Origin of the sequence: Paraburkholderia sp. CI3, assembly GCF_050436505.1 — a bacterium.
Classification (GTDB): domain Bacteria; phylum Pseudomonadota; class Gammaproteobacteria; order Burkholderiales; family Burkholderiaceae; genus Paraburkholderia; species Paraburkholderia tuberum.
Genome location: NZ_JBNDMI010000002.1, coordinates 828,316 through 842,514, shown reverse-complemented (window position 1 = coordinate 842,514; position 14,199 = coordinate 828,316). Strand labels below are relative to the sequence as shown.

Here is a 14,199-nt window from a genome sequence, read left to right as displayed (position 1 = left end):
CCGACCAGATCCGCCGATTCGTCGGTTGTTGGGTCTAAAAGGGAAAACACTGTCATTCGGATCGCCCACACTTTGACTAATGGGTCGGTCGATCGGTTGGAATGGGGAGCGTGCCTTGTATAGCGAACCGAGAATGATCGTGTTGATGGGCCTCGTCTTCGGCGCGGTGACGATTGGGGCCTATGTATCGCAGCTGGACAACGACTGGTCGTCCGGTCGGGACGTGAGTCTCGTCGCCGACGGCGAACGGGGTGTCAGCGCGACGGCGGCGGCGGCGGGGCAGAGCGAAGGCCGGCCCGGCGCGGCGACGGTCGCGCCGGCAACGCGCCGCCATGCGCTGCGCGACGACGTGGCCGCCTTGCGGGCTCAGCCGGCCGCGTCGATTGGAGCGCAGGCGGGCGACGCTCTGGCCATCGCGGCGCTACAGTTCGCCCGGGAGTCGAACAAGGCGCAGCAACAGCAGCACCCGCACCCGCAGCCGCAGCCGCAGCCGCAGCAGACGAGTTTGCCGCCGCAGCCTACGGTGACTTCGAACCGGACCCAGGCGCCACCCACGGCAAAGACCGGGCACGCACACCATAGCCGCGTTGCGTCGGGTACCAAGACGAAACCTCGCTCAGCGCAAAGTGTTGCGACGACATCGGGTAGTCATGCGCGGGGCGGCAGCCACCGGAAAAGTTCTACTGCTGAGCGGTCTGGGAAGAAAGCGGCCAGCGTCGTGCCAGAGGCGCGGCCGTTGCCGCAATATGCAACGCAAGGCGTCGAGTCGCCATGGTCGATGTCGCGCGCGGGGCTGACCAGCCAGTCCGCAAATCAAGCGGTCGCCAGCAACGGCCCCAAAACCCGCGCCGAGGTAGAGGCCGAACTCGTGCGCGCGCGTGAGAACGGTACGATGCCCGCGTTCGGCAGACCCGAGCCATCGGGACCTGGGGCACACTGAAGCGGGCCTCGCGCCGCGTCCCCGGCAACCGTTAGATCAACGACGCGGCGAGCCGCGCGAAGGTGGCTTCGTCGGTGCGATCGAACGCAAGCGGCGTGACCGATACGTGCCCCGCCGCGACGGTTGCCGTTTCGCTGTCGGCATCGTTCTCGCGCGGGCCACGATCGAAGCGCAGCCAGTGATACGCGATGCCGCGCGGGTCGACTTCCGGCAGCACCTCGATGTCCCTGACGAGCCCGACGCCCTGGCGCGTCGGCGTCAGCGGACCGGCGTCGGCGGCATCGACGTCGGGGAAGTTGATGTTCAGGCAGGTCGGCGCCGCATGCTCGATCGCGAGCAACTGACGGATCACGCCGGGTGCGAGCGTTCGCGCGGTGTCCCAGCGCACGCGCTCGCGATCGCTGAACGCCTGGCTCAGCGCGAACGACGGCAGCCCGAGCAGCAGACCCGTCATCGCCGCGCCGACCGTGCCCGAGAACATCGTTTCGATGCCGAGGTTGCCGCCGCGATTGACGCCGGACAGCACCAGCGACGGCGGCGCCTCGCGCATCAGATGACGCACGCCCATCACGACGCAATCGCCGGGCGTGCCGGTCACGCCGAAACGGCGTTCGCCCTGGCGGCTCACGCGCAGCGGCGAATGCAGGCTGATGGAATGCGACGTACCGCTCTGGTCGTGCTCGGGCGCGACCACCCAGACTTCGTGCGCGAGCTCGGCGGCCACGGCTTCGAGCACGGCGAGGCCGGGCGCGTCGATACCGTCGTCATTCGTCAGCAGCACTCGCGGCAGCTTGGATTCGTAAGCGGACATCGCGTCAATCTCCTGTGGCTCGGTGAATGAATCGTAGGGAAGGGACGCCCATTATCGGGCTTTCGTCGGACGCGCGTACGATGACGGTGAGCCGCCAACCGACCTAGGACGACCCGTCATGCAGATCGACCCGTTTGAGATTGCGATCGCCGATCAGGACATCGACGATTTGCGCCGCCGCATCCACGCCACCCGCTGGGCGCCCGCGACGCCCGCGCCCGCCTGGCAGCAGGGCGCCGACCCGGCCTGGCTGCGCGAACTCGCGACCTATTGGGCCGGGCAATTCGACTGGCGCGCGGCCGAACGCAGGTTGAACCAGCTGCCGCAATTTCTCGCCGACGTGAACGGCCAGACCGTGCACTTCGCGCATCGGCGCGCCGCCAGTGTCGCGCCCGGATTTCAGGCTTATCCGCTGGTGATCACGCACGGCTGGCCCGGTTCCTTCTTCGAGTTTCACGCGCTGCTCGGTCAGTTGTGCGATCCGGTCGCGTTCGGCGCCGATCCCGCCGACGCCTTCGACGTCGTCGCGCCGTCGCTGCCGGGCTTCGCGTTTTCGCCTGCGCCCGCGCAGGCCGGCATGTCCGCGTTCCAGGTCGCGGACCGGTGGGTGTTACTGATGCGCGGGCTCGGCTACGAGCGCTTCGGCGCGCAGGGCGGCGATCTTGGCGCGGGCGTGTCGATCGCGTTGGCCGCGCATCATCCGCGGGTGGTCGACGGCATCCATCTGAACTTCCTGCCGAGTTCCTATGAGCCCGCGATCGGCGCGGTGCAGCGGGAGCTGACGCCGGCCGAGCAGGACTATCTGCGCGAGAAGAACGACTGGGCCGCACTCGAAGGCAGTTACGCGCATCAGCACGGCACGAAACCGCTGACGGTCGCCGCGTCGCTGAACGATTCGCCGGTGGGACTCGCCGCATGGATCGGCGAGAAGTTTCGGGCGTGGAGCGATTGCGGCGGCGAGGTGGAAAGCGTGTTCTCGAAAGACGATCTGCTGACCAATATATCGCTGTACTGGTTCACGCAGTGCATCGGCCCGGCGATGCAGATGTATTGGGAAAACCGCCTGCAGCCGATGCGTTTCTCCGACGGCGAGCGCATCGACACACCAGTCGGCTTCGCGCTGTTTCCGAAGGAGATCAATCATCCGCCGCGAAGCTGGCTCGAACGAACCTTCAACGTCGCGCAGTGGAGCGAAATGCCAGCCGGCGGGCACTTCGCGGCGATGGAAAAGCCCGCGTTGCTCGCGGCCGAGATTCGAAAGTTCTTCAGGCCGTTGCGGCAGAAAGCGCGCTAGGCAGCGTCGATCACTAACGGCGAAGGCGGCTCATACCGCCTTTTTTATTCATTCGGCGCGCGTCGAACGCCTCGGCGCGGCCGCAACGGACACGCTATTCATCGACGACAGCCAGGCCAGCGTGGACGGCGCGCTCGCGGCCGGTTTCTAGGGCTTCCGGTGCGTCGACGTGGCGAGCTTGTCGATCGAACTCGCGCGGCGCGGTGTGTTATAGCAGTTGCGATGATGGTCGAACTTTCATGCACGAGGGCACCATACACGCTATGGCACATTCGTCGAACCACGATCACCGCCGCCGTTTTCTGCGCACGGCGCTCGGGCTGCCGGCAGCGCTTGCGCTGTCGCGCGTCACGTCCGCGCAAACCGAGGCGCACGCGCAATCCGGTGCCACCTTACCCCGCATGGGCCGCCGCGCGATCCCGTCCACCGGCGAAGCGCTGCCGGTGATCGGCTGCGGCACGTGGCGCACCTTCGACGTCGGCGACGATGCCGCCGCGCGCGCCCAACTCGCCGAGGTGCTGCGCATCCTGTTCGAAGCGGGCGGCTCGGTGATCGATTCCTCGCCGATGTACGGTTCGTCGGAAGCGGTCGCGGGCGCGCTGCTCACGCAGCTCGACGCGCATCGCAAGGCGTTCGTCGCCACCAAGGTCTGGACCGAGGGACGCGAGGCCGGCATCGCGCAGATGGAGGAATCGCTGCGGCGTTTTCAGCAGCCGCATGTCGATCTGATGCAGATCCACAATCTGCTCGACTGGCGCACGCAGCTCGCGACCTTGCGCGACTGGAAAGCGCGCGGCCGGATTCGCTATCTCGGCATCACGCATTACACATCGAGCGCGTTCGACGAAGTCGCGGCGGTGATGCGCAGCGAGAAGCCCGATTTCGTGCAGATCAACTACGCCGCCGACGATCGCGCGGCCGAGCAGCGCATCCTGCCGCTCGCGGCCGATCTCGGCATCGGCGTCGTGATCAATCAGCCGTTCGGCGGCGGCGGTTTGCTCGCGCGCGTGATGAAAATGCCGTTGCCCGCATGGGCCGGCGAAATCGGCTGCACGAGCTGGGCGCAGATTCTGTTGAAATTCGTGCTCGCGCAGCCGGCGGTGACGGTCGTGATTCCAGGCACCGGGCGGCCGCAATACATGGCGGACAACGTGCGCGCGGGATCGGGGCCGCTACCCGACGACGCGATGCGCGCGCGGATCATCGCGGCGGTCGGCGGCTGACGTGATGCGCAATCCAGTGCGCAATCCATCACGGCGATTACTTGCCGCTTGCTATTCGCATACAGGTGCCGCCTCCCACAAACGCCGCACGACACGGGAATAAATCCCGCCACACGCCAGTCATGCCTCACGAACCGGGTTCGGTTCGGCGAATCCTTATCGTGAGGTCATCATGTCGTCACATCCTTCATTCGATCCGGCGCGTCGCGGCGCGCTGAAGTGTCTTGCGTTCGGTGGCCTCGGCACTGTGTTCATGCTGTCGGGCGGCGTGCTGACGCCGGTCGAACTCGCGCTCGCGGCCGACGCGAACACCGCGACGCCAGCGGCTGGCACGCCGCTTTTCCTGCAGATCAGCGACACGCATATCGGCTTCAACAAGGAGGCGAATCCCGACGTCGCGGGCACGCTGAAACAGACGATCGATTACGTCAACGCGATGCCGGCGCGTCCGCCGCTCGCGATTCACACCGGCGACATCACGCATCTGTCGAAGCCCGCGGAATTCGATCTGGCCGCGCAGCTGATGTCGGGACTGAAGATCACCGAGTTGCACACGGTCCCCGGCGAGCATGACGTCACCGACGGCCCCGGCACGGAGTACTTCAGCCGCTTCGGCAAGGCTTCGGATAACCGCGGCTATTACAGCTTCGATCACCAGGGCGTGCATTTCGTCGGGCTCGTCAACGTGATGCATTTCAAGCCGAACGGCCTCGGCGGTCTCGGCGACGAGCAGCTCGAATGGCTCGAAAACGATCTGAAAGGCCGCTCGTCGAGCACCCCGGTCGTGGTGTTCGCGCACATGCCGATGTGGACCATCTACGAGCCGTGGGGCTGGGGCACGGGCGACGCGGGACAGGCGATGAGCTATCTGAAGCGCTTCGGTTCCGTGACGGTGTTGAACGGCCACATTCATCAGATCGTGACAAAGGTCGAGGGCAACGTGACCTTCCATACCGCGCGCTCGACCGCCTATCCGCAGCCGAGCGCCGGCCAGGGCGATGGCCCTGGGCCGCTGAAGGTCGCGAGCGACCAGCTGCCGAAGATGCTCGGCGTGACGAGCGTCAGCATCGCGCGTCATCCGCTGAAGGCGACGCTCGACGACACGACGCTCGCTTGACGACACGCGCTACTTTTACGCTTGAGGAGATCAATGATGCTAACCAGGATGATGGGCCGCGCGCTCGCGATTCTGCTCGGCAGTGTCGCGATTCTGGCGGTGTCGGCGGGGCTCGGTTTTGCGCAAACGACGATACCGATGCAGGTGCAGAAACAGACCGTCGCGTCGACGCCTAACGCGATCGTCATCAAGAACTTCATGTTCTCGCCGATGGAACTGACCATCAAGGCGGGCACGACGGTCACATGGAAGAATCTCGACGGCGAGCCGCACAGCGTGGTCAACGACGCGGGCCTGTTCCGCTCGGCCGCGCTCGATCAGGACGACACCTATCAGTTCAAATTCGATAAACCGGGCGTGTACAAGATCTTTTGCGGCATCCATCCGAACATGAAGGCGACCATTACCGTGCAATGATCCGATTGCCGCCAAGCCCTTGCTCAGCAAGGGCAGTTTGGATTTTGCTCCGAACTCAACCTTGGATCGCGAGCACTGTTATTCCGTAGGCGGCTTGGCCGGCCCCCAGTCGACGGGGTGGTGCAGCGAAATCTGCAGACGATCGCGCAATTCGGGATGGACAGACGCCTGGTTGAGAACAGCCATGCCTCCGATTTGACGCAAGGTTTCGTCCGTGATCGGCGCGCGGCAATCGTCCGAAGCCAGAGGCACAGTCATTGCCATTCCGCGCAAATGCAGCGGCGGCGCGTCGAGCGGCGGGCGCTCGACGCGCAGGTCCGCCGCCTCGGCCAGTTGCCGGTGCGCGTTGACGAGCCGCGCGAGCCGCGCGAGAAACATTTCGCGCCACGCGGCGTCGAGCGCGGCGAACTGATCGTGAAACGTGTCCATCGTTTCAAGAAAATTGACCAGCGAATCGAAGGTCTCCTGATAGCTCGCGAACACCGGCAGCCGTGCCGCGTTGCGCTTCAGATGTGGCGACACCCACGCCTGCTCGAGGTCGGTCTTCAGCAGCAGGTGCGCCTGCTTCAGGTTCGTGCTCAGCGTGCGCAGCCTGGAGGCCGCCGGCTTGATCTGCGCTTTGTCGAGCTGTCCCGCGGCCAGTTGCGCGACGACATCGGTGGCCTGTTCGTTGCCGTCGTTGACGAGCGTGTTCGCCCAGTAGCCGTGATCGGGCGGAAACGTGATCTGCTGGATGACGAAGCCGAGCAACATGCCGAGTACCACGCCAATCAGGCGCTGTTCGAGCAGCGGAAGATGTTCGCCGGTATAGAGCACGAGCGTGATCGGCACCGTGATGCTGGTCATCTGGAACAGCGACGGCCGCAGCGCGACGATGCCGAAGATCACGACCGGCAGCAGCGCCGCGCCCATCCACAGGTGCGGCGCGGTCAGCCAGATCAGCAGCGTGCCGATCGGCATCGCCACCACGTTCGAAAACACCCGCTTGTAGAAGTAGCTTCGAGCCGCCGAAATCGAGCTACCGAGCGCCAGCGTCAGCATCGTCGAACCGGCGAGCGGCACGGCCGCGTCGGGAAAGTCGAGCAGGTATGGGATGCCGAAACCGATCCACAGGCCGAGCGTCAGCTTCGTGTACTTGGCGGTTTCCGACAGAGAAAAGCGCGCGAGCGCGCGGTGCAACGGCGTGAGTGGCTGGTGCTGATACCTGTTCGACATGATTCTTATGCTGACCGATGACGTTGGGCCGGGCACCGTTGGGCCGGGCACGGCGCGGCGTTCGCGACATGCGCGCAGGTGACCTTACCATCCGGAGCGGACGGCTTCGGGAATTCGTACGGCAGCAGGTTCGCGGAATACTGCTCGAGGTGCGCGGCGCGCGCAGTCCAACGCGGGTTTCGAGCGACGGTTTCGGCGTCGCGCGCGCGTTCGCTGCCAGGCCCGCTTGTTGCATGCAAAACGGCGACCGCGTTGGCGCGTTCCGCAGAATCCGCGTCGCATCGGGCGTAGCGGACGACGGCAGGCGCACGGCTGGCTGTCGGGCTCTGTGCCGGGTTGGAGTTTTTACCTGTTTTGCACGCTTTTTTGCCAACTCACGCGGTATCGGGCGGCGTCGTTTGAAGCACCGCCGAAGCGAGGCGGAAACGCAACGCTGCTATGTTGTCGGCCGTTCGCGACAGGATTACATTCATTGAGCATTGCGTGCAGCGGCAGCCTGCGAGTTCGGTTTACGCGCCGGCTCGTCAGCGCGCCAGCTTGTCAGCAGGAAGTGGCATACCCGGAGCGTATTGCGATGGCTACCGATCCCGACGATATCGACTTGCGTCATTCCATCACGGACGGCCGGTCCTCCTTCGAACCCGACGGCCCTGACGAATCGGGCGTGCCGCCCCCGCACTTCGGCCGCCTCGCCCTGTGCCTCGCGGCGGCCGGCGCGCTGACCTTCGGTGTGATGGGCACCGTCGCCTACGGCGTCTGGTTCAACCAGGATCAGCAGACGTACGCGGATGCCATTGCGGGCGCGCGCCGGGCGCTCGGCTCATCGGCATCGGCCCGGGTGCCGACGGTGGCCGTCGCGCACGCGCCGGAGGAGGCCGCCCCGCCCTTCGCCATGCCGTCAGCCAGGCAGCCCGCCGCGCCAGACGTCGCGCTCGAAGCGGCCCGCGCGAACGGCGGCTTCGAGGACACCAACCCGGCCGTGTGGTCCGGGCAGATCCACGCGAGTACGCCTGACCCGAATCTCACCGCCACGCTGGCCGATACGCCGGTCGATACCTCGGCGGATATGTCGGCGGATCTGTCGGCGGATCTGTCGGCCAACCCACCCACAGCCCCCATTGTTCCCACGCCACCGCCGGGCTACACGCGGCACGTCGCCAATGCCGCCAATTCCACCGGGAAACCCGCGGCCGGTCACGACGCGAAAGAAACGCGGCTCGCACAGCAGGAGCGGCGCGCGACGTCGCAGCACAAGGGTGGTCTGTTTGCGCGGATCGGACAGTTCTTTCGACGCGTGAGCTATCGTCAACATGACAACGGCCGACGGCAACAAGATACCTACTCCCATCCCTGAGCACGCGGTCGTCGGGCCAGCGGGGCGAGCAGGGCTACGCGGCGCCGCACACGCGCGCGTGCCGGTGTGGCGCTTCCGGCCGGGGCCCGCGAGCGTCGCCGTGGCCGCGCTGTTGTGTCTGCTGTTCGGCCTGCTGTATGTAGCGATGCAGATCCGCACGGTGTTTTCCGATCAGTTGAAGCAGGAGTACGCGGGCCTCGTACTCGAAGCCGCCGGGCGCGTCGACAGCGCGCGCGAACAGTTGGCCGCGTGGCAGCGTATGGCCGACACCCCGGCGAGTCACGACGCGTCGTTCGTGCCGGCCTATGACGCGGCGCGCGCCGAACTCGCGCGGCGTTTCGCGGCGCTCGCGGCGCTCGTCAACGCGAGTCCGTCGCCGGCGCCGCCCATTCCGTCGGTGTCACCGACACAGGCGACGCCCGAAGCCGTCGCGGTGGTGCTCGGCAGCGTATCGGCCTATTGGCGCGCGCAGCGCGACGCGTCGAGCGCCGACGTGCGGCTGCGCGTCGCGCACGTCGCGCGCACGCTGATCGCGCTCGCCGCGCTGCTGTTCTGCATGCTGATCACGGCGCTCGGCATGTACGCGAAGCGCACCCGCCAGCTCGCGGGGCAGTCGCACGAGTTCGAGCTGGCGTCGCTGCACGATTCGCTGACGGGCCTGTCGAACCGCCGCAAGCTGCTGGCCGCGCTCGACTCTGCCGCCAGGCACGCGCGGACCGCGGCCGTCGAGCAGCGCCTCGCCGTGCTCTATATCGACCTCGATGGCTTCAAGCAGGTCAACGATTCGTTCGGGCATCGCACCGGCGACGAATTTCTCGCCGCGGTATCCGCCCGGTTTCGCGCGTCGGTGCGCAAAGGCGATCTGGTCGCGCGCATCGGCGGCGACGAGTTCGCGGTGCTGGTGCGCACCTTTGCGGGCGATGACGAGCTCGCCGAGATCGCGCGCCGGCTGATGGCCTGCGTGGTCGACACCGACGCACAGATGGGAATCGGCGGCGTGCGCGCGAGCGTGGGCATTGCGAGTTATCCCGACGACGTCGACGATCACCGCCGTCTGGTCGCCGCCGCCGATGCCGCGATGTATCAGGTCAAGCGCGACGGCAAGAACGGCTTCGCGTTCGCGGCGCAGACGGGCAGGGAAGCGACGTTGTGAACCGCCTGAACGTCACTGGCCTTCGTTGCGCCACTCCGTCAGCTTTTCGCGCTCGTTGAGTTCGATGAACGCCGGCCGTGCGCGCAGCCCGCGGATATAGCTCGCGAGATGCGGCCAGCCCACCGTCGCGGGGTGGGGCATGTTGCGGGTCCAGCGCATCAGCACGAGCGCGAGCAGATCGGCGGTGCTGAGCTTGCCGCCCGCGAGGTATGCGTGGCCGTCGGCGAAATGCCTGTCGAGCCGCGCACACGCTTCTTCGATGCGGCGTTGCGCGAGCGCGCGCACCGCCTCGGCGCCCGCGGGGTCGCCGTCGCTGCCGGCGTAGAACCAGTCGCGCATCGCGGGCAGCAGCGTATTCGCGAGGTAGATCATCCATTCGAGCCATTCTGCGCGTGCTGCCGAGCCGGGCGCGGGCGCGAGGTCGGCCTCGGCGTGGCGCTCGGCGAGCAGCATCAGCAGCGCGGCCGATTCATGCCGCGGCACGCCATCGACGACCAGCGTGGGCACGCGCCCGGCCGGATTCAGACGCAGATACTCGGGATCGTGCTGCTGGCCCGCGTCGATATCGACGAGGCGCGCTTCGAACGGCACGCCCATTTCGAGCAGCATCCAGTGCACGGGCATGCTGGCCGCGCCGGGCGAGTAGTAGAGAACGTAGGACATTCGGGGCTCCGTGGATCGTTGAGAGCGCGGTCGAGCTGTGAACAGAAAGAATAAGGGGCTGTCGCCGAAACGAACAGCCCCTTCAGATGCGTCAGGCGCCAGCGTACGCAAATGCGGGCGCTTCGAAACAGCAAGCCTCGAATCACGCCCGCGGCCAGGTCTCTTTCAATGCGCCGACGCGTGCTTCTCCTGCTCGGCTGCGCTCGGCTGCGTCACCGCGCTGACGATCACGAACACGACCACGTTGACCGCGAGCGCAAGGAAGCCGATGTTGACGTCCTTCAGCGCATCGGGCAGGAACGGCATCAGTTGGCCGACGCTCCAGTGCAGCGTCGTCGTCAGTGTGACCACCGCGACACCCGCGACGATGCCGCAGAACGCGCCTTGCCTGGTCGCGCGGTTGTGCGGGAACAGGCTGCAGAGCACGGCCGGGAACAATTGCGTGACGAAGCTGTAGCCCATCAGCAGCAGCGCGACGATGGTTTCGCCGCCGTTCAGCGTGAAGGCGACCGCGACCAGCGCCACGACCGGTACGAGGAAGCGCGCGATCACCGCGACCGACGCATCCGACGCGTTGCGGTTCACCATGCCGCGATACACGTCGTTGGCGAGCAGCGTCGACGCCGAGGTCAGGATCATCGAGCCCGGCACCAGCGCGGTCAGGATACCGGCCGCGCCGATCACGCCGACGAACCACGGATCGAACGTCTGCAGCGACAGGCGGAACAACGACAGGTCGATGTCGGCGCCCTTCAGGCCCGGCACGCGCAGCGTCGCCGCGAAGCCGACGAAGAACACGAACAGCAGGATCAACTGATAGAGCGGCAGAATCGCGGCATTGCGGCGGAAGATTCGCTCGTCCTTCGCCGTGAAGATCGAACCGAACGTGTGCGGCCACATGAAGAAGCCGAGCGCGGTCAGCAGCACCGTCGACTGGAACCACACGACGCTCGAACCGCGCGCCGGGAAGGTCAGGAAGCCGGGACGGGCGGCGTCGATCGTGCGGAACATCGCGGCGAAGCCGCCGTAGTAATGCAGTGGCAGATAGATGCCGAGGAACAGCACGATCGCGAGAATCAGCAGATCCTTGGCCACCGAGTTCCAGGCGGAGCCGCGCACGCCCGACACGATCACGTAAGAGGTCACGACGATCGCGCCGATCCAGATCGCCGCCGTCGACGAGATCGCACCGTACGACGCGGTCGAGACGATGATGCCGAGGCCCTTCAATTGCAGCACCAGGTACGGGATCAGCGCGGCCACGCCGACCAGCGCGACCAGCGTGCCGAGCGCCGGGCTCTCGTATTTGCGCGCCAGGAAGTGCGGCTGCGAGACCAGGCGGTGCGTCTTCGCGTAGCGCCAGATCGGCGGCAGCATCCAGTACGACAGGATGTACGCGAGCGTGCCGTACGCGAGGATGTAGTAGACCGGCGCCCCCTTGCCGTACGCGAAGCCGCTGCCGCCGAGGAACGTGAAGGTCGTATAGATTTCGCCGGCCATCAGCAGGAACACGAATGCGGTGCCGAAGCTGCGGCCGCCCACGCTCCACTGCTCGAGGCTCATGTCGTGGCCGCGCCTTGCGCGCACGCCGAGGAATAGCGCGAATAGCGTAACGGCGGCGATGATGACGAGTGCGCTCATGGGCGAACCTCCTCGCCATCGGCGGCGACGTGTCGGTTGGACGGATCGAGGTTGTAGATGATCGCCATGATGATCGCGCTCAACACCACCCACATGACGATCCAGGCCAGCACGAACGGCATGCCGAGCACGATCGGCTCGACGCGATTGACAAACGAAACGCCGACCAGGATGCCGACGAACGGCAACGCGGCAAGTACACGAAGCAGCATGTGGACAACTCCTCGAACCAGTAGGTATGTGTCGTTGAAATTCCGGCTTCGCTGAGGACTGTATGCCGGATACTTCGGTCCCGTAAAGCAGGTCAAAATAAATGTCGGAGTTTCGACCGCTGCAATTGCATCTTTCCAGCCCGGATTGCTGCAGTGCAAAGCGGGACGCGCCGTGGCGCGCAAGGTGTCGCGCGGCTTTTCTGCAGGCCGACTGGCGCGCCGCGATATGATCTGCGAGCATTGCAGCATTTTCCGGACCGCGCGATTCCAGCCGGGTTCATGACCGGCGGCGCGCCCAGGCGCGAACTCGCGCGAGCACACGCAGACAAGCAGGCACACGGACACGCACATGGTCGAAAGTCTGATCTCGGACATCATGTTTGGCTTTATCGGCTTAATCAGCATCATCAATCCGTTCAGCGGCGCGTTTGTGTTTCTGGACCGGACCGCGTCGTTGACCCTCGACGAGCGCACCGTACTCGCCCGCAAGATCGCGATCAACGCCGCCGTTGTGCTGCTGGTGGCATTCTTCATCGGCACGCCGATCCTGCATTTCTTTGGTATCTCGATGGAGGCGCTGCGCATCGGCGGCGGGCTCGCGCTTGCCGTGGGCGGCTGGCAAATGCTCAATGCGCCGGACACGCCGGCGGTCGAGCAGACGGAAGTCAAGCGCGTCGACGCCGAAACCGCGAAATCGCGCGCGTTCTTTCCTCTGACCGTGCCGCTGACCACTGGCCCCGGCTCGATCGCGACCGCGATCGCGCTGTCGGCGAATCGCACGCACAAGCTGTCGGCGTTCGTGATGGGGGGCATCGCGTCGGTCGCCATCACGTTCGCGGTGGCCGTCTGCGTGTATCTGATCTACAGCCGCGCGACGATCCTCGCGCGCTATCTCGGCGTCGAGGGCACCAAGGTCGCGTTGCGGGTGTCGGCGTTCCTGCTGCTATGCATCGGCGTGCAGATCATTCTGACCGGCGTGTCCGAATTCCTGATTCCGATCGCGACGATGCGCCCGCCGGCGGGCTAGCGCCGCATGCCGGCGCCATGCATGCTGTGGCGGCGGCGCCGCAGGCGGATCGCCTTCGGGTGGTTCGTGTGGAACGTCGACCGGATCGTCCGGGATCGGATCGGGGTCGATCTTCGGCGGCGGCGTGTTCGGCGCGATGTCGGGGTCGACTTCGGGCGGCATCGGCGCATGCGGATGCAGCGGCAGTGACAGCGACTGCAACGAAATTTGCGCGTGGGTTGGCGCGTTCAGGTCGAATGTGCCGATTGCACTGGGCGCTTGCCGGCTCGTATCAGGTAAATCCATCAGTCCTCTCCTAGGGTCTGTTTACATATGGAACGCACGCGCGTTCCATATGTAAACAGACCCTGGTCTTCGTTCAGACGCGCAATGCTCGTGCCGCATGCCGACGGATGTCGTTCGCGTGGAACGTCAATTGCTGGAACCCGGCACGCGCGCCGCATCGCGATGACTGCGCGCGCCCGGCTCACATTGGACATCGCCCACGCAAAGCACTGGACGAGGAGCGCATATGGCGCGACACAAGGCCGACGTTGCCGACGACGACTTCGAGATTTTCGCCAGCTATCACGGAACAGGTGACGGCCGATACATAGGTGGGCTGAAGGTTGTGAGGAAAGCGGACAGGCGGATTCTGTTCCCGTTCGAGGGCGCACCGCAGATCGGCCCCTATGCGACCGCCGATGAAGCACGCCGCGCCGCGATTGCGTACGGCCGCAAGCTCGTCGCGGCCGATCGTGCCGCGCCCGAAGGCTGAGCGGGCGCAGCCGGTTTGGCAGTGCTTCCGTGAGAGGCGCAGAGCCATCAGGGCAGACCGCCGAGCGACGGCGAAATCGTGCTGCCGCGCGCGGGATCGTCCGGATGTTCGTCGGGCACGGTGGGGCGCGCCGACAGCGGCGGATGATCGCGATAGCAGGTGTCGACCGAACCGTCGACGAGGCAGTTCTGGAACGCATCGGCGTCGCTCTTGTGCGCGAACGTGTACAGCGTGCGCTCGACCTGCACCTCGGTATCGGATACGCGAATTGTCGTAATGCTCATGAGGTTCTCCTTCGGGGGCGCGCCTTTTTTACAAAGCGAACGTGCCGTGCTACCGCCTTCGAGATCGCAATGGCCGTGCCTGTTGCGCTGC

Annotated in this window: 16 protein-coding genes; 9 read left to right on the top strand and 7 right to left on the bottom strand. The window is 65.9% G+C overall.

Features of this window, described 5'->3' with window-relative positions; genetic code table 11:
* Positions 1-133 precede the first annotated feature (133 nt).
* On the top strand, positions 134-940 hold the full coding sequence (locus tag OKW29_RS06745) for a DUF4148 domain-containing protein (protein ID WP_429290432.1): 807 nt from the start codon (positions 134-136) through the stop codon (positions 938-940).
* Between the two features lie 31 nt (positions 941-971).
* Here the strand turns inward: OKW29_RS06745 and surE are convergent, their stop codons facing one another.
* A complete protein-coding gene (gene surE, locus OKW29_RS06740) occupies positions 972-1,751 on the bottom strand; it encodes a 5'/3'-nucleotidase SurE (RefSeq protein WP_429290431.1) in 780 nt (259 codons plus the stop codon).
* A gap of 118 nt (positions 1,752-1,869) precedes the next feature.
* On the opposite strand from surE, the gene OKW29_RS06735 reads away from it, so the two are divergent.
* From OKW29_RS06735 to OKW29_RS06720, 4 genes are all read left to right on the top strand, one after another.
* A complete protein-coding gene (locus tag OKW29_RS06735; protein WP_429290430.1) occupies positions 1,870-3,045 on the top strand; it encodes an epoxide hydrolase family protein in 1,176 nt (391 codons plus the stop codon).
* A gap of 263 nt (positions 3,046-3,308) precedes the next feature.
* A complete protein-coding gene (locus OKW29_RS06730; protein WP_429290429.1) occupies positions 3,309-4,268 on the top strand; it encodes an aldo/keto reductase in 960 nt (319 codons plus the stop codon).
* Between the two features lie 172 nt (positions 4,269-4,440).
* A complete protein-coding gene (locus OKW29_RS06725) occupies positions 4,441-5,385 on the top strand; it encodes a metallophosphoesterase family protein (RefSeq protein ID WP_429290428.1) in 945 nt (314 codons plus the stop codon).
* Between the two features lie 36 nt (positions 5,386-5,421).
* Entirely contained in the window at positions 5,422-5,802 is a 381-nt protein-coding gene (locus OKW29_RS06720) for a cupredoxin domain-containing protein (protein ID WP_429290748.1), read from the top strand.
* 78 nt (positions 5,803-5,880) lie between these two features.
* Here OKW29_RS06720 and OKW29_RS06715 read toward each other — a convergent pair whose 3' ends face one another.
* Positions 5,881-7,017: an FUSC family protein gene (locus OKW29_RS06715; protein ID WP_429290427.1), complete on the bottom strand. Its 1,137-nt coding sequence runs from the start codon at positions 7,015-7,017 to the stop codon at positions 5,881-5,883.
* Positions 7,018-7,591: 574 nt separating this feature from the next.
* Here OKW29_RS06715 and OKW29_RS06710 point away from each other — a divergent pair.
* Both OKW29_RS06710 and OKW29_RS06705 read left to right on the top strand, forming a co-directional pair.
* A complete protein-coding gene (locus tag OKW29_RS06710; protein ID WP_429290426.1) occupies positions 7,592-8,371 on the top strand; it encodes a hypothetical protein in 780 nt (259 codons plus the stop codon).
* Positions 8,328-9,524 (top strand): diguanylate cyclase domain-containing protein, encoded by a 1,197-nt coding sequence (locus OKW29_RS06705; RefSeq protein WP_429290425.1) that lies wholly within the window; start codon positions 8,328-8,330, stop codon positions 9,522-9,524. Before OKW29_RS06710 ends, OKW29_RS06705 begins: the two co-directional genes overlap by 44 nt.
* Before the next feature lie 12 nt (positions 9,525-9,536).
* On the opposite strand, the gene OKW29_RS06700 is transcribed toward OKW29_RS06705, so the two are convergent.
* The 3 genes from OKW29_RS06700 to OKW29_RS06690 all read right to left on the bottom strand — a co-directional run bounded on the left by OKW29_RS06700 (position 9,537) and on the right by OKW29_RS06690 (position 12,040).
* Entirely contained in the window at positions 9,537-10,187 is a 651-nt protein-coding gene (locus OKW29_RS06700) for a glutathione S-transferase family protein (RefSeq protein WP_429290424.1), read from the bottom strand.
* A gap of 165 nt (positions 10,188-10,352) precedes the next feature.
* Positions 10,353-11,828, bottom strand: a complete 1,476-nt coding sequence (locus OKW29_RS06695) for a sodium:solute symporter family protein (protein WP_429290423.1) — start codon at positions 11,826-11,828, stop codon at positions 10,353-10,355.
* Positions 11,825-12,040 carry a DUF3311 domain-containing protein gene (locus tag OKW29_RS06690; protein ID WP_018425194.1) on the bottom strand — a complete coding sequence of 72 codons (216 nt, stop codon included), beginning with the start codon at positions 12,038-12,040 and terminating at the stop codon, positions 11,825-11,827. The genes OKW29_RS06695 and OKW29_RS06690 overlap by 4 nt, the downstream gene beginning before the upstream one ends.
* A gap of 349 nt (positions 12,041-12,389) precedes the next feature.
* On the opposite strand from OKW29_RS06690, the gene OKW29_RS06685 reads away from it, so the two are divergent.
* The gene (locus tag OKW29_RS06685; protein WP_184062325.1) at positions 12,390-13,067 is read left to right on the top strand and encodes a MarC family protein; all 678 of its coding nucleotides are present in this window, start codon (positions 12,390-12,392) and stop codon (positions 13,065-13,067) included.
* On the opposite strand, the gene OKW29_RS06680 is transcribed toward OKW29_RS06685, so the two are convergent.
* Positions 12,984-13,352: a hypothetical protein gene (locus OKW29_RS06680; RefSeq protein ID WP_429290422.1), complete on the bottom strand. Its 369-nt coding sequence runs from the start codon at positions 13,350-13,352 to the stop codon at positions 12,984-12,986. The two genes, OKW29_RS06685 and OKW29_RS06680, sit on opposite strands and share 84 nt — an antisense overlap.
* A 226-nt stretch (positions 13,353-13,578) precedes the next feature.
* Between OKW29_RS06680 and OKW29_RS06675 the strand changes: the two genes are divergently transcribed.
* Complete coding sequence (locus OKW29_RS06675; protein ID WP_090809892.1) at positions 13,579-13,824, top strand: DUF6723 family protein; 246 nt, start codon at positions 13,579-13,581, stop codon at positions 13,822-13,824.
* A gap of 47 nt (positions 13,825-13,871) precedes the next feature.
* On the opposite strand, the gene OKW29_RS06670 is transcribed toward OKW29_RS06675, so the two are convergent.
* Positions 13,872-14,108, bottom strand: a complete 237-nt coding sequence (locus tag OKW29_RS06670; protein WP_429290421.1) for a hypothetical protein — start codon at positions 14,106-14,108, stop codon at positions 13,872-13,874.
* Between the last annotated feature and the right edge of the window lie 91 nt (positions 14,109-14,199).